Genomic DNA, 22,992 nt, shown 5'->3' with positions numbered 1-22,992 from the left:
ACCGGGCGGCTGGGCCCCGGGACTGGGCTGCTGACCCCTGGAACCGGGCGGCTGGGCCCTGGGACGGGGCGGCTGAGCCAGGAGCCGGATGGCTGAGCCAGGAACCGGGTGGCTCGCCCGCCCACCAGAATCTCTCGCCTTCTGGAACCTTTCGGCCGACTGCCGCGTTGTGCGGTCGTGACTCTTCAGCAAGAGATCGTCGGCAACGCCATGCAGATGGCGGTCGTCAACCTGAGCCCTGGCCAGACCGTGTACTGCGAGGCCGGGAAGTTCCTGTTCAAGACGCCGAACGTGACCATGGAGACCCGGCTCTCCGCTCCGTCCGGCAGCGGCGGCCAGCAAGCCCAGGGCGGCGCCGGCGCCGGCATGGGCGGCCTGCTGCGTCAGGCCATGGGCACGGCGATGCAGGTCGGCCAGCGTGTCCTGGCGGGCGAGTCGATGGCGTTCCAGTACTTCACGTCCCAGGGCGGCGAGGGCACCGTCGGCTTCGCGGGCGTGCTGCCCGGTGAGATGCGGGCCTTGGAGCTGAACGGCACGCGCGCGTGGTTCGCGGAGAAGGACGCCTTCGTCGCCGCGGAGTCCACCGTCGAGTTCGGCATCGCCTTCGCGGGCGGCCGCACCGGCATGAGCGGCGGCGAGGGCTTCGTCCTGGAGAAGTTCACCGGCACGGGCACGGTGATCATCGCGGGCGCGGGGAACTTCATCGACCTCGACCCGGCGGACTTCGGCGGCCGCATCGAGGTCGACACCGGCTGCGTCGTCGCCTTCGAGGAGGGCATCCGCTACGGCGTCCAGCGCGTCGGCGGGCTGAACCGCCAGGGCATCATGAACGCGGTCTTCGGCGGCGAGGGCCTGTCGCTCGCCACGCTGGAAGGCCAAGGCCGCGTCATCCTCCAGTCCCTCACCATCGAGGGCCTCGCCAACGCCCTCCGCAAGGCTCAGGGCGGCGACAAGCAGGGACCGACCGGCGGCCTCTTCTCGACGAACGTCGGCTGACTCCGCCCCGGCGCCCGCACGAGGAGTCCGTGCGCACGCGATGGCGCACACACGATCGTGTGCGCAGGAATCCGCGGGCACACGATGGCGCGCGCCCGCCCCTGCCCGCGTGCGACTCCCCGTGCGCCGACCGATGAGTCACGGCGGCAGCCGGAGTCTGAATCGGCGACAGGTGACGACCGATCACACTCGGAAGGCAGGCGCCCGCCATGGCGAAGCCCGGCCCTCGCGCGCCCCGGTGGACATCGGGTGAGGGAGTCGGGCCCTAAGTTAAATCCCGGGTAATTCACGGGACTTGCCGGAAAACTCTACGAGCTTGACATTGACATGCCATCTTCTGCGCGCGTCATCATGAGGGCATGAGATTTCCCCCACAGCTCACTCGCATCGGCGCCGCAGGCGCCCTCCTGTCCGCCCTGCTGGTCGGCGGCGGCGTCGCCGCGGTCCCGGCGAGCGCCGCCACGGCCTCCGTCGGCAGCATCTGCTACGGCGCCCTGCCCTCCCAGGCGTACGACACGCTCGACCTGATCGACCAGGGCGGCCCGTTCCCGTACTCCCAGGACGGCGTCGTCTTCCAGAACCGCGAGGGCGTCCTGCCGCGGCAGTCCAGCGGCTACTACCACGAGTACACCGTGATCACCCCGGGCTCCCGCGACCGCGGCGCCCGTCGCATCGTGACCGGTGAGCGCACCGACGAGGACTACTACACGTCGAACCACTACGCGACGTTCAACCTGATCGACTTCGGCTGCTGAGACTCCGCCGTCCGGTCCCGGCGCCCGGTCCGCCCCTCCCCTTCCCCGGAGGCGGACCGGGCGCCGTGCGGCGCGACGTGGGCGAGGCGGACGCGCACGAACGCGTCCACCGGATCGACAGCGGTCGCCAGCGCATCTGCCAGCACCTCGCCGGGGCCCGGCGCCGGGTCCGGCAGCTCGCCCCGGCGGATGAGGTCGGCTGGGCCCAGTCGCTCGATGTATGCGGCTCGCATGACCGCCCAGCGTGGTGCCGACCCAGCGCGCCCGGCGCGGCGGCGGCCCACCGGTCGGCGGAGGCGTGCTGGTCCGCAGAGGCGCAACCGCGTGGCGCCGCGCGCTCCTCAGGCACCGTCGCCCCGTACATGTACTGACAATCTGACTTCACGACTTCTCGTCAACCCGCCACAGAGCTACGCTCGGGCCGTGCCGAAACCAGATGTGGGCTCCGTCACGCCGCTGGAGCTACGGGTGGAGCGTGGCTCCCCGGTCCCGCTGTACTTCCAGTTGGCGCAGCAGCTCCAGGCCGCGATCGAGCAGGGCGCCCTCACCCCCGGCAGCCTGCTGGGCAACGAGATCGACCTCGCGGCGCGGCTCGGCCTGTCCCGGCCCACCGTCCGCCAGGCCATCCAGTCGCTCGTCGACAAGGGCCTGCTGGTGCGCCGCCGCGGAGTCGGCACCCAGGTCGTGCACAGCCAGGTCAAGCGCCCGCTGGAGCTGAGCAGCCTCTACGACGACCTGGACGCGGCCGGACGACGGCCGGCGACCGCGGTGCTGGTCAACGCGGTCGTCCCCGCGCCGCCCGGGATCGCCGCCGCCCTGGGGCTGCCGGAGGGAGGCGAGGCGCACCGCCTGGAGCGGCTGCGGCTGGCGCACGGCGAGCCGGTGGCGTACCTGGTCAACCACCTGCCGCCCGGCCTGCTCGACCTGGACACCGAGCGACTGGAGGCCACCGGCCTGTACCGGCTGCTGCGCGCCGCCGGGATCACGCTGCACAGCGCCCGTCAGACCGTCGGCGCCCGCGCGGCGACCCGGGACGAAGCCGGGCGGCTCGACGAGGAGGAGGGCGCGCCGCTGCTCACGATGGAGCGCACCACGTTCGACGACACCGGCCGCGCCGTCGAGTGCGGCGCCCACACCTACCGGCCGTCCCGCTACTCCTTCGAGTTCCAGTTGCTCGTACGGCCCTGAGCCGCCCGCCCCGAGGCACGAGTGCGCCTGCCTGCGGCCCGCGGTCCGCGGTCCGCTGGTCTGTGCCCCCGGGCGAGGCCCGTGCTGCCGGGCGGGGCCCGTGCTGCCGGGTCGGGCCGGACCGCGGCCGCCGCCCACGCCGCCGTCCGGAACCACCGGACCCGCGCCCGCCGCCGGACTTGCGTGCGTCGCCGCGCCTCACGCCCCACGCCCCGTACGCCACGCGCCGCCGCACCCCACCCGGCACCGCGTCCGCCGCCCGAGTCCGCCGCCCCAGTCTCTCGCCATGTCCGGACAAGGCGGCCGCACTCGGCCGCCCGGCCGTCCGTGCTTCCGCGCCGATGTTCGATAATGGGCCGCCTGGGGCTGATGACGTGGTCATCGGCCCCGCGCGTACGTTCGACGTCGCAAGAGCACGACGCGTAAGAGCACGGCACAACCAAGCACGACACGCAACAGCACGGCACAACACGGTAAGAAAGGCTCGGCCTCGTGGCACGGTTTCCAACCTGGGCAGGCATCGCGCTCGCGGGGGCACTGTCGCTGTCCCTCGCGGGTTGTAGCAGCACCGGCGGCAAACACGCGGAGGACGCCCGCAAGGCCGCCGCGGCTCAGGGCAGGGCGGCGGTGAACACCCCTCGCTGGACCTTCGCGATGATCACCCACTCGGGTGACGGCGACACCTTCTGGGACATCGTGCAGAGCGGCGCCAAGCAGGCCGCGATCAAGGACAACGTCAACTTCCTGTACTCCCACGACGACCAGGCCCAGCAGCAGGCGCAGCTCGTCGACGCGGCGGTGGACAAGAAGGTCGACGGCATCATCGTCACGCTGGCCAAGCCCGACGCCATGAAAGCGGCCGTGCAGCGCGCGGAGAAGGCCGGCATCCCGGTGATCACGGTCAACTCCGGGTCCGCCGAGTCGAAGGCGTTCGGCGCGCTCACGCACGTGGGCCAGGACGAGACGATCGCCGGTGAGGCCGTGGGCGAGGAGCTGAACAAGCGCGGGAAGAAGAAGGCCCTGTGCGTGCTGCACGAGCAGGGCAACGTCGGCCACGAGCAGCGCTGCGCCGGGGTGGCGAAGACCTTCACCGGCAAGGTGGAGAAGCTGTACGTCAACGGCACGGACATGCCCGACGTGCAGTCGGCCGTCGAAGCCAAGCTCCAGGCGGACAGATCCGTCGACGCGGTCGTCACGCTCGGCGCGCCGTACGCGGACACGGCCGTGAAGGCGAGGGCGGACGCGGGCAGCAAGGCCGAGATCGACACCTTCGACCTGAACGCCGAGGTGGCCGCCGGACTGAGGAACGGCACGCTCGGCTTCGCCGTCGACCAGCAGCCGTACCTCCAGGGCTACCAGGCCGTCGACCTGCTGTGGCTGTACAAGTACAACGGCGACGTCCTCGGCGGCGGCCGTCCGGTCCTGACCGGCCCGCAGATCGTCACCAAAGACCAGGCGTCCGCGCTGGAGGATTACGCCAAGCGGGGCACCCGATGAGCGCCGCCGCCGAGAAGACCGCCGCCGGGGACGGCGAGACGGCCGACGAAAGGGCTCTGCGCAGCTCGGCGCCGCGCAGGCTGCTGTCCCGGCCCGAGCTGGGATCGGTCGTCGGCGCTCTCGCGGTCCTCGTCTTCTTCGCCGTCGCCGCCGACGGCTTCCTGCGCGCCTCCAGCCTCAGCACCGTGCTGTACGCGTCCTCGACCATCGGCATCATGGCCGTCCCGGTGGCGCTGCTGATGATCGGCGGGGAGTTCGACCTGTCGGCCGGTGTGATGGTCACCTCGTCCGCGCTGATCTCGTCGATGTTCAGTTACCAGATGACCGCGAACGTGTGGGTCGGCGTCGGCGTGTCCCTGCTGGTCACCCTGGCGATCGGCGCCTTCAACGGGTTCGTGCTCACCCGCACGAAGCTCCCCAGCTTCATCGTCACGCTGGGCTCCTTCCTGATGCTGGCCGGCCTGAACCTCGGCTTCACCAAGCTGATCGACGGCACCGTGTCCACCAAGACGATCGCCGACATGGAGGGCTTCCCGGCCGCGCACGCCGTCTTCGCCTCCACCCTCACCGTCGGCGGCGTCGACTTCAAGATCACCATCCTGTGGTGGCTCGCGCTGGTCGCCGTCGCCTCCTGGATCCTGCTGCGCACCCGCACCGGCAACTGGATCTTCGCGGTCGGCGGCAACCAGGACGCGGCCCGCGCGGTCGGCGTGCCGGTCGCCAGGACCAAGATCGGTCTTTATATGGGCGTAGCCCTGGGGGCCTGGATCTCCGGCCAGCACCTGCTGTTCTCCTTCGACGCCGTGCAGTCCGGCGAGGGCGTCGGCAACGAGCTGACGTACATCATCGCGGCCGTCATCGGCGGCTGCCTGATCACCGGCGGATACGGCAGCGCCGTCGGGTCCGCGGTCGGCGCGCTGCTGTTCGGCATGACCAGCAAGGGCATCGTCTTCGCCGAATGGAACCCCGACTGGTTCAAGTTCTTCCTAGGAGCGATGCTGCTCCTCGCGACCCTGCTCAACGCCTGGGTCCGCAAGCGGGCGGAGGCCGCGACATGACCGAGCCGACGACGACGCCGCCCACGGAGCGCACGGCGCTCGTGGAGCTGTCCGACGTGAGCAAGCACTACGGCGCCGTCCGCGCCCTGGAGGGCGTCTCCCTGGAGGTCCACGCGGGGGAGATCACCTGCGTGCTGGGGGACAACGGCGCAGGCAAGTCCACCCTGATCAAGGTGATCGCGGGGCTCCACGCGCACGACGGCGGCGTGCTCCGCGTCGACGGGGAGGAGACCCGGCTCTCCTCCCCGCGCGAGGCCCTGGACCGGGGCATCGCGACCGTCTACCAGGACCTCGCCGTGGTCGGTCTGATGCCGGTGTGGCGCAACTTCTTCCTCGGCTCCGAGCCGCGCAAGGGCGCCGGTCCCTTCAAGCGCCTGGACGTCGACCTCATGCGCCGCACCACCCGGCGGGAGCTGCTGCGTATGGGCATCGACCTCCGGGACGTCGACCAGCCCATCGGCACCCTGTCGGGCGGCGAACGCCAGTGCGTGGCCATCGCGCGGGCGGTGTACTTCGGCGCCAAGGTGCTCGTCCTGGACGAGCCGACGGCGGCGCTCGGCGTGAAGCAGTCCGGCGTGGTGCTCAAGTACGTGGCGGCGGCCCGGGACCAGGGCCTGGGTGTCGTCCTCATCACGCACAACCCGCACCACGCGTACCTCGTCGGGGACCGGTTCGTGCTGCTGAAGCGGGGCACGATGGTCGGCCGTCACACCCGGGACGAGATCACCCGGGAGGAGCTGACCCGTCAGATGGCGGGCGGCAGCGAGCTGGACGCCCTGCGCCACGAGCTGGAGAAGAACGCCTCCTAGCCCGCCGACCGGCGCCCCGCGGGGCGGTACGCGCGCGTGCCGCACGTCTCCGCAGGGCGCCGGTCGCTCCGCGCCCTGTACGACACCCTTACCGCACGTGCGGCACAATCGGGGCCGATGAGCACCTACCGCGACCTCACCGCCCCCATCGGCTCCCGCCGGGCGACCGCGCTGCGCACGGCGGGCACCCGGGAGCGCCGCTCCCACCTGTCCGCGCCCCGGGTGCCGACGGTGGGCATCGACATCGGCGGCACCAAGGTGATGGCGGGCGTCGTCGACGCCGACGGCAACATCCTGGAGAGGCTCCGCACGGAGACCCCGGACAAGTCCAAGAGCCCCAAGGTGGTCGAGGACACCATCGCCGAGCTGGTCCTGGACCTGTCCGACCGGCACGACGTGCACGCGGTCGGCATCGGCGCGGCCGGCTGGGTCGACGCCGACCGCAACCGCGTGCTCTTCGCCCCCCACCTGGCCTGGCGCAACGAGCCGCTGCGCGACCGCCTCTCCGAGCGCCTCTCGGTCCCGGTCCTGGTGGACAACGACGCCAACGCGGCCGCCTGGGCCGAGTGGCGCTTCGGCGCCGGCCGCGGCGAGGACCACCTCGTCATGATCACCCTCGGCACCGGCATCGGCGGCGCGATCCTGGAGGACGGTCAGGTCAAGCGGGGCAAGTTCGGCGTCGCCGGCGAGTTCGGGCACATGCAGGTCGTGCCCGGCGGCCACCGCTGCCCCTGCGGCAACCGCGGCTGCTGGGAGCAGTACAGCTCCGGCAACGCCCTGGTGCGCGAGGCCCGCGAGCTGGCCGCGGCCGACTCCCCGGTCGCCTACGGCATCATCGATCACGTCAAGGGCCAGATCTCCGACATCACCGGCCCGATGATCACCGAGCTGGCCCGCGAGGGCGACGCCATGTGCGTGGAACTGCTCCAGGACATCGGCCAGTGGCTCGGCGTCGGCATCGCCAACCTCGCCGCCGCCCTCGACCCCTCCTGCTTCGTCGTCGGCGGCGGCGTCTCCGCAGCCGACGACCTGCTGATCGGTCCCGCCCGGGAGGCGTTCAAGCGCCACCTCACCGGCCGCGGCTACCGCCCCGAGGCCCGCATAGTCCGCGCCCAGCTCGGCCCCGAGGCCGGCATGGTGGGCGCCGCCGACCTCGCCCGGCTGGTCGCCCGCCGCTTCCGCCGGGCCAAGCGCCGCCGGACGGAGCGCCTGGAGCGCTACGGGCAGCGGTACGCCGAAGCCCGGCGGGCGACCCGGGAGACGCCGTGACGATGTCCCTGCCCCGCCAGACGCGACACTCGGACGCGGCGCCCCCGGCGGCCGAGGACCGCAGGCGCCGCAACCGGCGCCGCGCGCTCACCCTGCTGATCATCGGGCTGCTGATCGGCGTCCCGGCCGGCTACCTGGTGATCTCCGCCGACCAGAGCCGCGACAGCGGCAAGGACAAAGAGGCCAAGTACGCGGCGACCGGCCTGACGCCGGTCTACCCGGCCAAGGTCCAGCGCCTCCTCTACCAGGTGCCGATCCCGCACCCGGCCGACCGGGTCGCCAGCTACGAGACGAACAACTGGAAGACCAGCCGCCTCTACGTCCAGTTCCGCACCACCCAGGCCGGTCTGGACACCTTCCTCGACGCCATGGGCGTCGACCGGAGCGACCTCAAGCAGGGCGACGTCGCCGTCGGCGCACGCGACCAGAAGATCACCGGCTGGCGGTTCACGGGACCGGGCCCCTGGTGGGGTCTCAGCCACAGCCAGAAGAACCCCGCTCCCACCCAGGACGTCGTCGTGAACCTCTCCCACCCGGTCCTGCCGATGGTCTACGTCGTCTCCCGCACCGTGCCTTAACCCGCCTCCGCGCCCGGCGGCTCCGCGGCCCGCGAACGGCGGGCCGGGCCCGCGCCGGAGCCGGTTGTCAGACCCCGCCCGTAGAGTCGGAGACGACTGATGCGACCGGAGGGCGGGAGGTGACAGGACGTATGAGCGACACGGCTGTTTCCGAGACGGCCGGTGCGGCGGACCTGGTGTCCGCGCGCCGGGCCGCCGTCTTCCTGCCCGCACCCCTGCCGCGCGAGAGCCGCGTCGCCTTCTGGGACCCCGACGCCGAGACGCGGCCCGCCGAGCGCGCGGCCGACGCCCCGCCCGCTCACCCGGCCCCGCCCGCTCACCCGGCCGCCCCCGCGCCCGCCGCGGCCCAGGCCGTCGAACTGACGGTCGTGCGTCCGCACGGCGCGGGCGTCCGCCGCCGCACCGCTCCCGCGCTGACCCTGCCGGTCGACGCGGCGCTGCCGCACCTCGTGCGCGCCCGGCACGACCCGGCCGCCCACCCCGCCACCGCCTGCTGGGGCGCCGCCGCCCTGCACGCGCTGCGGCTCACCGCGCGCGGCCGGCTGCTGCCCGGCCTGACCGCCGACGGGCACGACGCCTGGCGGGCCGGCCCCCTCGACCCGGACGACATCGCCCACCTGCGCGCGATCGCCGACGCCCTCCCATACGAGGGCCACGCCGTCCCGCTGCCCGGCGCGGGGCCGATCCGGCTGCCCGACCCCGAGGCGCTGGTGCGCGCCTTCCTCGACGCCGTCGCCGACTCCCTGCCCCGCACCCCCGCCGCGCCGCACGCCGCCGGCCGCCCCTTCGCCGACCGCCGCCCGCAGCACCTGCCGGCCGCCCGGGACTGGGCGGCCGAGGTCGCCGCGAGCATGGACGCCGGCGTACGGATCTCGCTCCGCCTCGACCTGTCGTCCTACGACCTGTTCGACGCCGCACCCCACGCCGAACCCCCCGCCGCAGCCGGCGGCCGCCGAGCGGATCGCCGCGCGGGCGCGGCGATCGTCCAGGTGCACAGCCTGGCCGACCCCACCCTCGTGGCCGACGCCGCGGCCCTGTGGACGGGAGAGGCCGAAGCGGTCTTCGGCCCCCGCGCGCGGGTGGACGCCGCCCTGGCCGTACGGCGCGCGGCCCGCGTCTGGCCCCCGCTGGACCGGCTCACCGAGCAGGAGGCGCCCGACGTCCTCGCCCTGTCCGCGGACGAGGTGAGCGACCTGCTCGGGGCGGCGGCGACCCGGCTCGCGGCCGCCGGGGTCGCCGTGCACTGGCCCCGCGACCTGGCGCAGGACCTCACCGCCACCGCCGTGGTGTCGTACGCGCCGGGCTCCGCGACCGACGGCGCGGGGTTCCTCGAAAGCGAGGAGCTGCTCCGCTTCCGCTGGCAGCTCGCGCTCGGCGGCGACCCGCTCACCGAGACCGAGATGGACGCGCTCGCCGAGGCCCACCGGCCGGTCGTACGGCTGCGGGATAGCTGGGTCCTCGTCGACCCCGCCCTCGTGCGCAAGGCCCGCAAACGCGACCTGGGGCTCCTCGATCCGGTCGACGCGCTCTCGGTCGCCCTCACCGGCACCGCCGACGTCGACGGCGAGAGCGTGCAGGCGGTGCCCGTCGGCGCCCTGGCCGCGCTGCGGGACCGCATCACCGCAGGGGCGCCGCCCGCCGAGCCGCCGCCGGGACTGCACGCTTCGCTGCGTGACTACCAGGCGCGCGGCCTGGCCTGGCTCGACCTCATGACCTCCCTGGGCCTCGGCGGCTGCCTCGCCGACGACATGGGCCTCGGCAAGACGGTCACCCTCATCGCCCTGCATCTGAAGCGTGCGCACCCCGACCCCACCCTGGTCGTCTGCCCGGCCTCCCTGCTCGGCAACTGGCAGCGGGAGATCGCCCGGTTCGCCCCCGGCGTCCCCGTCCGCCGCTTCCACGGCCCGGACCGCACCCTGGACGGCCTCGACGGCGGCTTCGTGCTCACCACCTACGGCACCATGCGCTCCGCGGCGGCCCAGCTCGCCGAGCAGCCCTGGGGCATGGTCGTCGCCGACGAGGCACAGCACGTCAAGAACCCCTACGCGGCGACCGCCAAGGCCCTGCGCACCATCCCGTCCCCCGCGCGCGTCGCCCTCACCGGCACGCCCGTGGAGAACAACCTCTCCGAACTGTGGGCCATCCTCGACTGGACCACCCCCGGCCTGCTCGGCCCCTTGAAGTCCTTCCGCGCCCGGCACGCCCGCGCCGTGGAGAACGGCGAGGACGAGGAGGCGGCGCGGCGGCTGGCCCGCCTGGTACGGCCCTTCCTGCTGCGCCGCCGCAAGTCCGACCCGGGCATCGTCCCCGAACTCCCGCCCAAGACCGAGACCGACCACCCCGTCCCCCTCACCCGCGAACAGGCCGCGCTGTACGAGGCGGTGGTGCGCGAGTCGATGGCGGTCATCGAAGCGGCCGACGGCATCGCCCGCCGCGGCCTGGTCCTGAAACTGCTGACCTCGCTCAAGCAGATCTGCGACCACCCCGGGCTCTACCTGAAGGAGGACGGCCCGCGCGGCGCCGACGACCGGCTGGCGGCCCGCTCCGGCAAACTCGCCCTGCTGGACGAACTGCTGGACACCCTCCTCGCCGAGGACGGCTCCGCCCTCGTCTTCACCCAGTACGTCGGCATGGCCCGCCTGATCGCCTCCCACCTCGCGTCCCGCGCGGTCCCGGCCGACCTGCTGCACGGCGGCACACCGGTCCCCGAGCGCGAGCGCATGGTGGACCGCTTCCAGAGCGGCGCGACGCCCGTCCTGGTGCTGTCCCTGAAGGCCGCCGGCACCGGCCTGAACCTCACCCGGGCCGGTCACGTCGTCCACTTCGACCGCTGGTGGAACCCGGCGGTCGAAGAGCAGGCCACCGACCGCGCGTACCGCATCGGCCAGACCCAGCCCGTCCAGGTCCATCGCCTGATCACCGAAGGCACCGTCGAGGACCGCATCGCCGAGATGCTCGCCGCCAAGCGCGCCCTGGCCGACGCGATTCTGGGCGGCGGCGAGTCGGCGCTCACCGAGCTGACCGACCGTGAGCTGTCCGACCTGGTGTCGCTGCGGCGGGGGACCCGATGAGCGCGCGCCCCGCCGACGCGGCACGCCGAGCGCTGCGGGAGGCCCGGCGCCAGCAGTCCCAGGAGGACGGCCGGGCCGTCCCGCGCGAGCCGGATCCCGGCGCAGATCGCCCGGCCGCCGACGGCGAGCGCCGTGCCTCGTCGTCGGCCGGTCCTGGAGACGACGTGGACCAGCCCGCCGACGCCGCCCGGGAGGCGCTGCGCGAGGCGGTGGCCGCGCGCCGCCTCGACCGCTCGACGACCGACGCGGCCCAGGAGACTCCGCAGGACGCCTCCGCGGGCCCCGCCCGCGAACCGGTGCGGCTGGCCCCTGCGTCGGCGCGGTGGGCTATGTCGGAGACCAGCGCAGACTCTGCCCGCGAACCGGTGCGACGCGCACCGGCGGCCGAGGACGAGCCGCAGCCCGCCGCCGCCCCGCCAGTCGGCGGCGAGGCGGCCGCTCACCGGCCGACGGACACACGGCCGTCCGACGCCGCCCGCGCGGCCCTGCGCGCCGCACTCGCCCGCCGGGACGCGGAAGCGGAGCATGCCGCACCCGCCCGCGGTTCCGCGTCCGCTCCTGAAGAGGAAGACCCGCCGCGATCGGGGAGGGTGCCCCCAGCCGAGGAGTCCGCGCGAGCGGACGACGTGCCGACACAGCCGGGGGAGTCCACCCAGCGGGAGTCGTCTGTCCGGGGCGAGGAAGTCGCTCGACCAGAGTCGTCCGTCTACACCGAGGGGTCCGGTCAACCAGGGTCGTCGTCCGTCTGGTCCGGGGAGTCCGGTCGCCCAGAGTCGCCCATCCGATCCGAGGAGTCTGGTCGCCCAGAGACGTCCGTCCGGGCCGGGGAAACTGCTCGGCCGGAGTCGTCCGTCTATGCCGAGGAGCCCGGTCGACCACAGACGTCCGTCCGATCCGAGGAGTCCACCCGCCCAGAGTCGTCCGTCCGGGCCGAGGGGACCACTCGCCCAGTGCCGTCCGTCTGGGCCGGGGAAGCCGCTCAGCCGGTGACCTCCGCCTCCGACCAGGCCGACGCCCCGCAGCGCACCCCCTCGTCCGCGCAGCCCGCGTCGCGGTCGACGACCGGCGGTGCTCGGCGCCGCAGCCCTGCCTCGGGCGCGGTTCCCGGCGTCGCCTCGGGCGCCGCCGCCGGAGCGAGCGTCCGTGCCGTGCGGGCGCTGCTCGCCGACGCGTTCCGCATGCCGGTCACGGCGACGGCCGATCCGCACCCGGAGGAGGGCGCTCACCCCGAGGACGAGCCGGACGGCGGCCCGCACCAGACGCCGCCGACACCTCGCACGTCCGCCACGCGCCCCGACTCAACCCCGCCTCGCACGCCCCCGGACCCGCCCACGCCTCCCGCGTCCGCCGCCCCGCCCACGCCTCACGCGTCCACGCTTCACGCGTCCGCCGCCCCGCCCACGCCTCGCATGCCCCCGGACCCGTCCACGCTTCACGCGTCCACCGAGCCGACCACCCCGTCCGCCGTGCCCACGGAGTCCGCGCCCATGGAGTCCGCGCCCATGGAGTCCGCGCCCACGGAGTCCGCGCCCAGGACCCCCGCGCCTCCCGCCCCCCTGGCGCCCGCGACCATGGCCTCACCTCGGCGTGACGGCGCGTTGCGCCGTACCTTCCCCGCCTTCCCCGCCCGGACAGGCGGTGCGTCCGACTTCGCGGACACGTGGTGGGGCCGGGCGTGGCTGACCGCGCTGGAGCAGGGCGCCCTGGACGCCGCACGACTGGCCCGGGGACGGCGTTACGCGGAACGGGGACACGTGGACGCCATCACCGTGACCCCGGGGCTGGTCCTGGCCTACGTGCAGGGCAGCCGCGCGCGCCCCTACCGGGTCCAGGTGCGGCTGCGGACGCTCGACGACGCCGACTGGAGCCGCTTCCTGGACGCCGCCGCCGAACGCCCCGGGCACATCGCCGCGCTGCTCGACAAGGAGATGCCGCACTCCCTGACCGAGTGCGGAGTGCCGCTGCTCCCCGAGCCCGGCGACCTCGCCCCCCAGTGCAGTTGCCCCGACAGCGGCCACCCCTGCAAGCACGCGGCCGCCCTGTGCTACCAGACCGCACGCCTGCTGGACGCCGACCCGTTCGTCCTGCTGCTGCTCCGCGGCCGGGGCGAGCGCGAACTGCTCGACGCGCTGTCCCGGCTGAACGCCACGCGGGCCGCCCGCGCCGCCCGGGAGCGCGCCCCCGCGGCGCTGCCGGGCATCCGCGCCACCGACGTCCTCGCCCGCCGAGACCGGCGCCCGCCCCCGCCCGCGCCGCTGCCGCCCCCGCCGCATCCCGAACAGCCTCCGGTCTACCCGGCGGCCCCGGGCGGCCCCGACCCGTTCGCCCTGGACCAGTTGGCGACCGACGCCGCCGCCCGCGCGCACGCCCTGCTCACCACGGGCCGTGATCCGGTCGGCGGGTTGACCCTGTGGCAGGACGCGGTGCGCCTGGCCGCCGCCCGCCCCGGTTCGGGACTCACCGCCGCCACCCGGGCCCTGTACGCCCAGCTCGCCTCCGCCGCGGGCCGCACCCCGTCAGAGCTGGCCCGCGCGGTGGCCGCCTGGCGGCAGGGCGGCCTGGAGGGCCTGGCCGTGCTCGACGAGCCGTGGGACCCGCCGGCCGGCCGGTTCGACCGGGCCCGTCCGCTGCTGCTCGCCGCGGACCTCCCCGCCTTCCGCCCCGGACGCAACCGGCTGACCCACCCCCGCGGCCACGTCCAGCTCCGCTTGGGCCGCGACGGCCTGTGGTACGCGTACGAGTCCGAGCCCGGCCGCGAGGACTGGTGGCCGCGCGGCGCCCCCGATCTCGACCCGGTCGGCGCCCTCACCGGCCTGGCGATGCCCGACGACCTCTGACCCTCGCGGGAGACGAGCGCCGGACACGCCGCTGGGGCTCGTGTCCGTGGCGGAACCGGACACGAGCCCCAGCAGTCGGTGCGTGCTGTCAGGCCGCCGCGTCAGGCGGGAGGCAGCGTCCACTTCTGCGCCCCGGTGCCGTTGCAGGTGTAGATCTGCAGCCGGGTGCCTTCGGCGGTGGAGGAGTTCGGGTCGTCCAGGCACAGCCCCGAGTTGGTGTTCTTCAGGGAGCCGTCGGATCCGGCGGTCCACTTCTGGGCGCCGCTGCCGTTGCAGGTGTAGAGCTGGACCAGGGTCCCGTTGGTGGTGCCGCTGTTGCTGACGTCGAGGCACTTGCCGAGGGTGCGCAGGGTGCCGTCGGCCGCGACGGTCCAGTCCTGGGCGGCCGTGTTGTTGCACGTCCAGAGCTGGATCGCGGTGTGGTCGGCCGTGCTGGAGTTGGAGTCGTCGATGCACTGCGTAGAGGTGACGCCGGAGGCGATGGGGCCGACGCGCGGCTTCGCCGGGGCGCCCGTGTCGCCCGGGTAGGAGGGCGGAGCGGCCGACGCGGCGGTCGCCCACGAGGTGTTGGGGCTGGCGCCGAGCGTGTAGCTGAGGGTGCCGCCGGAGGTGATCGCGGAGGTGGGGGCGTAGGCGTTGTTCCACGCGGTCCCGTTGAACGTCGCGGACTGCACGTAGGGCGCGTTGTCCGCGGCGCCGTTGCCGTTGATCGTCAGGGTCTTCCCGGACGGCAGCGTGATCACCGCCTGGGAGAACAGCGGCGAGCCGAGGGCCAGGTCGGAGGTGCCCGGCGTCATCGGGAACATGCCCAGCGCGGACCACACGTACCAGGCGCTCATGGCGCCGAGGTCGTCGTTGCCGTCGGCGAGGCCGGACGGGCTGTTCGACCAGATCTGGTCCTGGACGGAGCGCACGGTGCCCTGCGTCTTGTAGGGCGCGCCGACGTAGTCGTACTCCCAGGGCAGTTCGATGCTCGGCTCGTTGCCGACCCAGGCGTAGCCGTTGGCGCCGGTGTAGCTGCGCAGCACGGTGTCGAGGTAGTGGGTCATCGCCTTGTCGCCGCCCTTGGCGGTGGCGAGCCCGGCCACGTTGAAGGGCACCATGCCGGTATAGATCCAGGAGTCCGCCTCGACCATGTCGGTGCCGCTGGTCGGGTCGAAGCCGCCGGTCCAGGAGCCGTTGGCGTTACGGGGCTCGACGAAGCCGGAGGCCGGGTTCAGCGTGTTGCGCCAGTCCTGCGCGCGGTGGGCGTACGTCTGCTGGCTCGCGGTGTCGCCGAGGGCGCCGGCGAAGGAGGAGAGGGCGAAGTCGGCGGTGTCGTACTCCAGGGTCGTGGCCACCGGGCCGTAGAAGTTGCAGCAGCCGTAACTGCCGTCGTGCGGCATGTATCCGGGGCTGTTCAGGTAGTTCAGGCCCGGCCGGTCGTTGTTCGCCGTGCTCGCCTGCTTCAGCAGGCCGGCCAGTGCCTTGGCGGTGTCGAAGTTCCGCGCGCCGAAGGCGTGGTAGTCGGCGATGATCGCGGCCGCCGGGTCGCCGACCATCACGTAGGACTCGCCGTTGTTCTCCGACCACTTGGGGAAGATCCCGGTCTGGGCGTAGTCGTCGGTCATCGACTGGGCGGTGTCGGAGGCGACCTGCGGGCTGACCAGCGCCTCCAACTGGGCCTGGGAGCGGTAGATGTCCCAGCCGGAGTAGTTGGCGTAGGCGGCGTTGTGCCCGGTGTCCACCGTGTGGGTGCGGCCGTCGAAGCCGTAGTACTGGCCGTTGGTGTCGCTGATGACGTTCGGGTGCAGCAGCGAGTGGTAGAGCGCCGTATAGAAGATCTTCTGCTGGTCGTCCGTGCCGCCGGCGATCTGCACCTTCCCCAGGGCGGTGTTCCAGGCGGAGTGGGCGGCGCTGCGGACGGCGTCGAAGTTCCAGCCGCTGTTCTCGGCGGACCGGTTGGCGGAGGCGTTCGCGACGGACACGTAGGAGAGGCCGACCTTGGCCTGGACGACCGGGTTGGACGTGGTGTCGAACGTGACGTGCCCGTTGGAGGCGGCCGCCGCCGGGGCGGCGCCCGAGGCGCGTCGGGCCGCGGCGGGGGAGGACTTCGGCATCACGCCGTGCAGACGCGGCTTGTTGGGCTTCTCCGGGGCGTTCTTGTCCGCCCGGCCCGAGGGCTGGGGCGTCTTCGCCGCGGGCGCGAGCGCACTGCCGCTGGACGCGAAGGGCCGGTCGAAGACCATGTCGAAGTAGACGGTGTAGGAGTTCCCGGCGCCGCAGAACCTCCCGCTCGTCACCTGGCCGCTGACCTCGGTGTTGGAGACGACGTTGAACTGGGTCGAGCTGGCCCCGTTCTGGCTGTTCGCCAGCTTGAAGAGGAGGTTGGCCTGGGAGCTGGCGGGGAAGGTGAACCGCGCCATGCCGCTGCGGCTCGTGGTCGTGAGTTCCGTGGTCACCTTGTTGTCCAGGGCGACCTTGTAGGACCCGGCCGTGGCGGACTCGTTGGCGTGCGAGAAGGAGTCGGTCGCCCCGTTGGACACGGCGCCCACCGTGGGCAGCACCGGCACGTCGCCCGCGGCGCCGCAGCCCGGCCCCGCGATGTGGGTCAGGCTGAAGCCCGTGATCGAGGAGTCCTTGTACTCGTATCCGCCGCCGGGCGGCCGCGACGAGGTGTCGGGACTCCACTGCGCCATCCCGAACGGGACGTCAGCGCCCGGGAAGTCGTTGGCGTCGTTGGTCGTGCCGATGAACGGGTTCACCAGGTCGGCCGGCGCCGTCACCAGCTTGGGCGCCGCGGCGGGCGCGGCCGAGGCGCTGGCAGCGGGAAGCGCGTACGCGCCCAGGAGCACGGCGCCGAAGGCGGCCCCGAGCGCAGGGCGGAACCGGAGGTCTCGCACCGTGCGTCTGCGCGGGCCGGGTCGGCGGCCTCCGGCCGGAATCGGGAACATCGATCTGCCTCCAGAAGGTGGGCGCCATCGGGAGCGCGCCGGGTCGGCCGAGGGACGGGGGGACGACCCGGTGAGCGGGATGTGGCGGGCTGGCTGCGGCAACGGACTCCCGGGCCGGGCAGGCCGCTACGGGATCACCGCCGACGACGTTGACAACGTTGTCGGAGCGAGCCCGGAGTTCTCGGCCTGTCGTCGATGACGGGAGGTTGGAACCCTTCGAAGCGGAACTGTCGCAACGTAGTCAAGGGGTCGTGCTCACGTCAATACAACGAGCGACGCCGGCCTGACCCGAACAGGACGCCTCCCTCCGGGCGGACGCGGCGCCGCAAGGGCCGGGGACGTGATCCGGTCCCGTCGGCGTCCTCGCGGCGTGGCGGCAGCGCGCCGAGCCCCGTGCCGGCGCCGCCCCCGTCAGCCGCGCACGGCGCCCGCCGTCAGTCCGGACACGAAGTGGCGCTGGAGCAGCACGTAGACGACGACCACCGGCGCCGAGGCGATGACGACGCCCGCGAAGAGCACGGGGTAGCGGGTCTGGAACTCGCCCTGGAAGTCGAGCAGGGCCAGGGGCAGCGTGCGGTGCTGCTGGGAGCGGATGAACAGCAGCGGGTACAGCAGGTCGTTCCAGTCCATCACGAACAGGAAGATGCCCGTGGTCGCCAGCGCTGGCCTGAGCAGCGGCACGGCGATCGAGCGGAAGGAGCGCAGCGGTCCCGCGCCGTCCAACTCGGCCGCCTCGTACAGGTCTTCCGGAACGGACCGGAGGAAGGCGCCCAGGATGAACACGGCCGTGGGCAGCGTCATCGTGGTGTCCACCAGCACCAGGCCCAGCAGGTCGTCGGTGAGGCCGAGCCGGTCGAACAGCACGTACTGGGGCACGATCGCCGCCTGGGTCGGCACCGCGAGTCCCGCCACCAGGACGCCGAAGACGGCCCAGCTCACCCTGCCGGGCACCCGGGCGCAGAAGAACGCCGCCAGGCCCGCCGCCGCCAGGGTCAGGGCGACCGCGCCGGCCGTGACCGTCAGGCTGTTGACGAAGGCCGTGCCGAGGCCGCCCTCGTCCACCGCCTGCCGGTAGTTGTCCAGCGTGGGCGCGCTCGGCGGGGACAGCGGCGCGTCGAAGAGCTGGGGGAGCGTCTTGAAGGTTCCGAAGAGCACGACCAGCAGGGGGACCGCCACACTGACGGCGCCCACCCCCAGCACCAGCGGTCGCATGGTCTTGTGCAGCACGTCAGGCCCTCCGCAGCGTCCGCCGCTGCACCCAGGTGAGCAGCGCGATCAGCGCCATGAACACCAGTGACTGGGCGGCCGCGTAGCCGAACTCGTCGTTGGAGAAGGTCGTGTAGATCCGGGTGGAGAGGATGTCCAGCGCGGGGCCGGGCGGGTTGCCGCCCAGGCCGAGCACCAGGTCGAACGCCTTGAAGGACTGAACGGTGGTGTAGGCGACCACGATGCCGGTCGCGGGCGCCACCAGGGGCCAGGTGACGTAGCGGAACCGGGTCCAGCGCCCGGCCCCGTCCAGGTCGGCGGCCTCGTACAGCTCCCTCGGTATCGCCTGGAGGCCGGCGATGAAGACCACCGTCATCTGGCCCGCGTGGAACCACACTTGCGTCAGCGCCAGCCAGAACACCGCGGTCGACGGGTCGCCGAGGTAGACCGACTGGAGCGAGCCCCATCCGACGGCGCGCGCGGCGGAGTTGAGCAGACCGCTGTCCGGGTCGTAGACGAAGCGCCAGACGAAGGCGACCGAGACCGACGACAGGACGGTGGGCAGGAAGAAGACGGCTCGCAGCAGCGTGGACGCCCTGGTCGTGCGCGCCAGGTACAGCGCGAGCAGCAGCGCCAGCGCCGTCTGGACCAGCACGACGGTGAGCGTCAGCTTCAGGTTGTTCTCAGCCGCGTGCCGGAACACGTCGTCGTGGGCGGTGAGCCGGGTGAGGTTGCGCAGTCCGACGGTGTGGAAGGTCGCGCTGTAGCCGTCCCAGTCGGTCAGCGCGTACTGCACGGCCTGCACGGTCGGATACGCGAAGAAGAACAGGTAGAGGGCCAGTGCGGGCACGGGGAACAGCCACAGGGTGCGCGCGGTGCGCCGCTTACGCGCGCTTCTGGTCGATGACACGCTGTGCCTCCTCGGCGGCCTGCTCCGGCTTCTTGCCGCCGACCACGGCGGCCGCCGCGTTCTCGACGGCCGTGCGGATGTCGAGGTCGAGGAACTGGAAGCGCGGGGCGAGCAGCGTCTTCTTGCGCAGCCAGGGAGCGACGGCCTTGAGGTCGGGGTTGGTGTACTCCACGCCCTCGACGGTGACGTGCTGTCCGGTGCGGTTGGCGTACGCCCCGGCGTTGGCCGGATCGCTGAGGAACTCCAGGAACGCGTAGGCGGTCGGCTGGACTTTGGAGGCGCTGTTGACGCCCAGGATGAACGTGGTGTTGAACACGCCCTGGTATCTGGCCTTGGCGGCCGTCGTGGTGACGGGCGCGACCAGGTCGAAGGGGAACTTCGCGCCGAGGGCGCGCACACCGGCCATCTGGTAGGAGCCCGTCGCCAGGAGGGCCGCCTTGCCCTGCGCGAAGAGCTGGGCCACGGCGTCGGTCGTCGAGCCGGTGGCCCGGTCCTGGAAGTACGGCTTCAACTGGCCGTACTGCTTCAGGGTGGTCAGGAACCAGTCGTCGGTGACCTTGTACGCGCCCGACTCGATCTTGGTGAACATGTCGTCGCTGGGCGCGTTGTTCATGACCATCGTGTTGAGGAGCTGACCGGCGTTGGCCGAGTCGCCGCCCGGCCAGGCGAGGGGGACGTACCCCTTGGCCTTGAGGTCGTCGAGCAGGCGCAGGAAGCCGTCCCAGTCGGCGGGGGCCGAGGTGTGGCCCGCCCTGTCGAGGGCGTCGGCGTTGGCGAGCGGCATGTTGAAGACGAGCTGGTAGGGCAGCCCGTACTGCACGCCGCGGTGGGCGCCCGGCTCGATCAGGTCCGCCCGGTACCTGCCGGTCACCTTCGCGCCGGTGAGCGGGGAGTACACGCCCGCCTTGACGATCTGCTCGAACTGGGCGCCCCGGAAGGCGGTGAACAGGTCGCCGGTCCGGGAGCCCTGGATGCGGCGCAGCGCCGTGGACTGGTAGTCGGCGGACGGCGATATGTCCTGCTCGACGCCCGCGTGCGGGTGCTGGCGCACGAACGCCTTGATCAGGTCGGCGATCACCGCCTTGTCCTCGGCCCGCCAGTGGGCGAAGGACACGGCGCCGTCGACGGCGCCGGAGGTGGCCAGGGAGTGCGGCGAGGCGCTCGCCGCGGAAGAGGCCGAGCCCCCGGGACCGGCGCAGGCCGTGGCGGCGGCGCCGAGTCCGGCGGCGGCGAAGAGGCGGAGAGCGGAACGTCTGTCGAACGAGCGGGACATGGTGGTGATCTCTCTGTGAGGCGTTCTCGGCGAGGGTTCCCGGCGCCGCGGGCTGGGCCCCGCCGGGGGCGATGCGCGGAAGGTGGTCGCGGCCGGTGTCAGGCGGCGGCGAGCCGGTGGCCGAGGAGGGGTCGTACGCACTCCCCGAACCGGATCGCCTCTTCCAGGTGCGGCTGGCCGGAGAGGATGAAGTGCTCGATGCCGAGGTCCGCGTACTCCTCGATGCGCTGGGCGACCTGTTCGTGGCTGCCGACCAGAGCCGTGCCGGCGCCGGGCCGGACCAGGCCGAAGCCCGCCCACAGGTTGGGATGGATCTCCAGCCGGTCGGTGCGGCCGCCGCTGAGCGCGGCCATGGCGCGCTGCCCGGCGGAGTCGGAGGTGCGGAACCGCTCGTGCGCCGCCGCGATGGCCGCCGGGTCCAGCGTGGCGAGGATGCGGTCGGCCTCCGCCCAGGCTTCCTCGGCCGTGTCCCGGCTGATGACGTGCAGCCGGATCCCGTAGGTCAGCTCGCGGCCCTGCCGCGCGGCCAGTTCGCGGACCCGGCCGATCTTGCGGGCGACGGCCTCCGGCGGTTCTCCCCAGGTGAGATACGTGTCCGCGTGCCGGGCGGCGACGGGCAGGGCCGCGTCGGAGGAGCCCCCGAAGAAGACCGGCGGCTGCTCGACGGGCGGCCGGCGCAGGCGTCCGCCCCGCACCGTGTAGTGGGCGCCGTCGAAGTCGTACGACTCGCCGCTCCACGCGGTGCGCAGCAGCTCCAGGAACTCGTCCGTCCTCGCGTAACGGGCCCCGTGGTCGAGGAAGTCGCCGTAGGAGCGCTGCTCGTCCGCGTCGCTGCCGGTGACGATGTTCAGCAGCAGCCGTCCGCCGCTGAGACGTTGGTAGGTCGCGGTCATCTGCGCGGCCAGCGGCGGCGCGATCACCCCGGGGCGGAAGGCGACCAGGAACTTCAGCCGGGAGGTCTGCGGTATCAGGGCCGCCGTGGTCAGCCAGGAGTCCTCGCAGTCGCTGCCCGTGGGGGTCAACACCGCTTCGAATCCTGCCGATTCGGCGGCGCGGGCCACCTGGGCGAGGTAGTCGAGGGTCGGCGGGCGTGCGGTGGTGCGGGACTCGAGGGAGTCGCGCGCCGTCACGCCGACCACCGAGCGGTCGTCGCCGGAGGTCGGCAGGAACCAGTGCAGACGCACGGTCATGGGGCTTCCAATCGGAGTGCGGAGGACGTCGTCCGGAAGACGCCGTCCAAGTCGCGTGCCACGTCGGTATGACGTTGCGTCAGTGGACGGACAGGGCCCGGCCGGCGGCGCGCGCGTGCGGTTCGGAACAGGAAGAAGAAGGAAGGAAAAAGGGGGAGAAACGAGGGAGGGGGAGGGGCGTCCCAGAGGAGCGTGCGCCGGAGGGCGACGCGACGGATCAGCTACACAGCGCGGTGGCGACCCTGAGCAGGTCTACGTGCACGCGCTTCACCAGCTCGACACCTGATCCCATGGGCCGGGACTATACACACGAGCACGTGTTCGAGCGAGACGGCCGTCTTGCTCTGCGGACAGTCCGCGCGACCGGCCCGTCCTCCGAGCGTCTTCGCCGTCCCACGAAGTGGACGACTCGGCCGTTTTCTTCGCCCGTTGTCTGAGCTGACGTCCCGTCGTCGTCAGAGACCGAGTCGCGCCTCGCGAAGGAAGTCCAGCAGGACGGCGTTGAAGCGTTCCGGCTGCTCCGCGCCCGGCAGGTGTCCGGCGCCGTCGACGACGCTCAGCGTGGCGTGCGGAACATGGCGTCTGAGCCGCTCCGCGTCGGTGACCGGCGTGTAGGCGTCGTCCGCCCCGACCACGATCAGCGTGGGCACGTCGACGGCGTCGAGGGTGGCGCGGTAGTCGGGACGTTCGGCCCGCCCGCGCAGAGCGGCGGCGGCGCCGCGGGGGTCGGTGGCGCGCATCATGCCGAGGACGTGCGCGGCCACTTCGGGAAGCGCGGTGACGTTGTAGGGGGCGAGCATCTTGTCGATGACCTCGTCGGCGTAGCCGCTCATGCCTTCGGCCAGCAGCCGGTCGGCGAGACGGTTGCGGAACGCCTTGCCCTCGTCGGTCTCGGCGGGAGCGGAGGTGTCGGACAGGACGAGCGCCCGTACCCGCCGGGGGTGGCGGCGGCGGAACTCCATGGCGATCTGGCCTCCCATGGACACTCCGCCGATCACCGCGCCGTCGACGCCCAGGTGGTCCAGGAGGGCGGCGAGGTCGTCGGCGAAGACGGAGAGGAACACCGTGCCGGGCGTGACGCCGCTGTCCCCGTAGCCGCGCAGGTCGGGCGTGATCACCCGGTGCCCGGCCGCGACGAGCGCCTGGGCCTGCGGCGCCCACAGCGTGCGGTTGAACGGATGCCCGTGGACCAGAACGACCGGGATGCCGTCAGCGGGGCCGAGATCGTCGTAGTGGAGTGCGGCGTCGTCCACCGTCATGCGACTCATCGGGGCGCTCCCTGCGGGGTCGTCGGCGCTGTCGCGGCACCGTACGCGGCTTTCTCCCGCCCGGACAAGCGGATAACCGGCTCACGGGACGCACGGGCCCTTCAGCCGCCCTCACTTGGCCTGCTCGGCACGTCCGACGAGGTGCGGCGCGCCC

At 73.1% G+C, this 22,992-nt stretch carries 17 protein-coding genes and 1 pseudogene; 10 read left to right on the top strand and 8 right to left on the bottom strand.

The features are described from left to right. Positions 1-177 precede the first annotated feature (177 nt). Positions 178-996 (top strand): AIM24 family protein, encoded by an 819-nt coding sequence (locus ABZ861_RS07530; protein WP_361625233.1) that lies wholly within the window; start codon positions 178-180, stop codon positions 994-996. 359 nt (positions 997-1,355) lie between these two features. Further along, positions 1,356-1,751, top strand: a complete 396-nt coding sequence (locus ABZ861_RS07525; protein WP_361625230.1) for a ribonuclease domain-containing protein — start codon at positions 1,356-1,358, stop codon at positions 1,749-1,751. 92 nt (positions 1,752-1,843) lie between these two features. On the opposite strand, the pseudogene ABZ861_RS07520 reads toward ABZ861_RS07525, so the two are convergent. Next, positions 1,844-1,984: pseudogene (locus ABZ861_RS07520) on the bottom strand (NADPH:quinone reductase); the annotation flags it as partial. A gap of 190 nt (positions 1,985-2,174) precedes the next feature. On the opposite strand from ABZ861_RS07520, the gene ABZ861_RS07515 reads away from it, so the two are divergent. The 8 genes from ABZ861_RS07515 to ABZ861_RS07480 all read left to right on the top strand — a co-directional run bounded on the left by ABZ861_RS07515 (position 2,175) and on the right by ABZ861_RS07480 (position 14,058). Continuing rightward, on the top strand, positions 2,175-2,939 hold the full coding sequence (locus tag ABZ861_RS07515; protein WP_361625227.1) for a GntR family transcriptional regulator: 765 nt from the start codon (positions 2,175-2,177) through the stop codon (positions 2,937-2,939). 492 nt (positions 2,940-3,431) lie between these two features. Further along, positions 3,432-4,436 carry a sugar ABC transporter substrate-binding protein gene (locus ABZ861_RS07510; protein WP_361625224.1) on the top strand — a complete coding sequence of 335 codons (1,005 nt, stop codon included), beginning with the start codon at positions 3,432-3,434 and terminating at the stop codon, positions 4,434-4,436. After that, positions 4,433-5,494 (top strand): ABC transporter permease, encoded by a 1,062-nt coding sequence (locus ABZ861_RS07505; RefSeq protein ID WP_361625221.1) that lies wholly within the window; start codon positions 4,433-4,435, stop codon positions 5,492-5,494. The genes ABZ861_RS07510 and ABZ861_RS07505 overlap by 4 nt, the downstream gene beginning before the upstream one ends. Further along, positions 5,491-6,303, top strand: a complete 813-nt coding sequence (locus ABZ861_RS07500; RefSeq protein ID WP_361625218.1) for an ATP-binding cassette domain-containing protein — start codon at positions 5,491-5,493, stop codon at positions 6,301-6,303. Before ABZ861_RS07505 ends, ABZ861_RS07500 begins: the two co-directional genes overlap by 4 nt. A gap of 117 nt (positions 6,304-6,420) precedes the next feature. Beyond that, positions 6,421-7,572 (top strand): ROK family glucokinase, encoded by a 1,152-nt coding sequence (locus ABZ861_RS07495; RefSeq protein WP_361625215.1) that lies wholly within the window; start codon positions 6,421-6,423, stop codon positions 7,570-7,572. A gap of 2 nt (positions 7,573-7,574) precedes the next feature. Beyond that, a complete protein-coding gene (locus ABZ861_RS07490) occupies positions 7,575-8,150 on the top strand; it encodes a sugar kinase (RefSeq protein WP_361625356.1) in 576 nt (191 codons plus the stop codon). A 131-nt stretch (positions 8,151-8,281) separates the two neighbouring features. Then, positions 8,282-11,221: a DEAD/DEAH box helicase gene (locus ABZ861_RS07485; RefSeq protein ID WP_361625212.1), complete on the top strand. Its 2,940-nt coding sequence runs from the start codon at positions 8,282-8,284 to the stop codon at positions 11,219-11,221. Between the two features lie 485 nt (positions 11,222-11,706). Further along, a complete protein-coding gene (locus ABZ861_RS07480) occupies positions 11,707-14,058 on the top strand; it encodes an SWIM zinc finger family protein (RefSeq protein WP_361625353.1) in 2,352 nt (783 codons plus the stop codon). A gap of 101 nt (positions 14,059-14,159) precedes the next feature. On the opposite strand, the gene ABZ861_RS07475 is transcribed toward ABZ861_RS07480, so the two are convergent. The 7 genes from ABZ861_RS07475 to ABZ861_RS07445 form a co-directional block, all read right to left on the bottom strand. Beyond that, positions 14,160-16,991 (bottom strand): lectin, encoded by a 2,832-nt coding sequence (locus tag ABZ861_RS07475; RefSeq protein ID WP_361625209.1) that lies wholly within the window; start codon positions 16,989-16,991, stop codon positions 14,160-14,162. 411 nt (positions 16,992-17,402) lie between these two features. Continuing rightward, positions 17,403-18,218: a carbohydrate ABC transporter permease gene (locus ABZ861_RS07470; protein WP_361625206.1), complete on the bottom strand. Its 816-nt coding sequence runs from the start codon at positions 18,216-18,218 to the stop codon at positions 17,403-17,405. 1 nt (position 18,219) lies between these two features. Then, entirely contained in the window at positions 18,220-19,107 is an 888-nt protein-coding gene (locus tag ABZ861_RS07465) for a sugar ABC transporter permease (protein WP_361625203.1), read from the bottom strand. Then, positions 19,082-20,380, bottom strand: coding sequence for an extracellular solute-binding protein (locus tag ABZ861_RS07460; RefSeq protein WP_361625200.1), 1,299 nt, complete (start codon positions 20,378-20,380; stop codon positions 19,082-19,084). Before ABZ861_RS07460 ends, ABZ861_RS07465 begins: the two co-directional genes overlap by 26 nt. A gap of 98 nt (positions 20,381-20,478) precedes the next feature. Further along, complete coding sequence (locus ABZ861_RS07455; RefSeq protein WP_361625197.1) at positions 20,479-21,570, bottom strand: LLM class flavin-dependent oxidoreductase; 1,092 nt, start codon at positions 21,568-21,570, stop codon at positions 20,479-20,481. 217 nt (positions 21,571-21,787) lie between these two features. Further along, positions 21,788-21,862, bottom strand: coding sequence for a putative leader peptide (locus ABZ861_RS07450; RefSeq protein WP_361625350.1), 75 nt, complete (start codon positions 21,860-21,862; stop codon positions 21,788-21,790). Between the two features lie 163 nt (positions 21,863-22,025). Then, a complete protein-coding gene (locus ABZ861_RS07445) occupies positions 22,026-22,838 on the bottom strand; it encodes an alpha/beta fold hydrolase (protein ID WP_361625194.1) in 813 nt (270 codons plus the stop codon). Positions 22,839-22,992: the final 154 nt, after the last annotated feature.

The organism is Streptomyces sp. NPDC046985 (assembly GCF_040644415.1).
Classification (GTDB): domain Bacteria; phylum Actinomycetota; class Actinomycetes; order Streptomycetales; family Streptomycetaceae; genus Streptomyces.
This window is presented reverse-complemented; position numbering and strand designations above follow the sequence as displayed.

Bases quoted from the DNA above. Each gene is read 5' to 3' on its own strand.
- ABZ861_RS07525 (WP_361625230.1), top strand. From the start codon at position 1,356: ATGAGATTTCCCCCACAGCTCACTCGCATCGGCGCCGCAGGCGCCCTC.
- ABZ861_RS07505 (WP_361625221.1), top strand. From the start codon at position 4,433: ATGAGCGCCGCCGCCGAGAAGACCGCCGCCGGGGACGGCGAGACGGCC.
- ABZ861_RS07500 (WP_361625218.1), top strand. From the start codon at position 5,491: ATGACCGAGCCGACGACGACGCCGCCCACGGAGCGCACGGCGCTCGTG.
- ABZ861_RS07495 (WP_361625215.1), top strand. From the start codon at position 6,421: ATGAGCACCTACCGCGACCTCACCGCCCCCATCGGCTCCCGCCGGGCG.
- ABZ861_RS07490 (WP_361625356.1), top strand. From the start codon at position 7,575: ATGTCCCTGCCCCGCCAGACGCGACACTCGGACGCGGCGCCCCCGGCG.
- ABZ861_RS07485 (WP_361625212.1), top strand. From the start codon at position 8,282: ATGAGCGACACGGCTGTTTCCGAGACGGCCGGTGCGGCGGACCTGGTG.
- ABZ861_RS07475 (WP_361625209.1), bottom strand. From the start codon at position 16,991: ATGTTCCCGATTCCGGCCGGAGGCCGCCGACCCGGCCCGCGCAGACGC.
- ABZ861_RS07460 (WP_361625200.1), bottom strand. From the start codon at position 20,380: ATGTCCCGCTCGTTCGACAGACGTTCCGCTCTCCGCCTCTTCGCCGCC.
- ABZ861_RS07455 (WP_361625197.1), bottom strand. From the start codon at position 21,570: ATGACCGTGCGTCTGCACTGGTTCCTGCCGACCTCCGGCGACGACCGC.
- ABZ861_RS07445 (WP_361625194.1), bottom strand. From the start codon at position 22,838: ATGAGTCGCATGACGGTGGACGACGCCGCACTCCACTACGACGATCTC.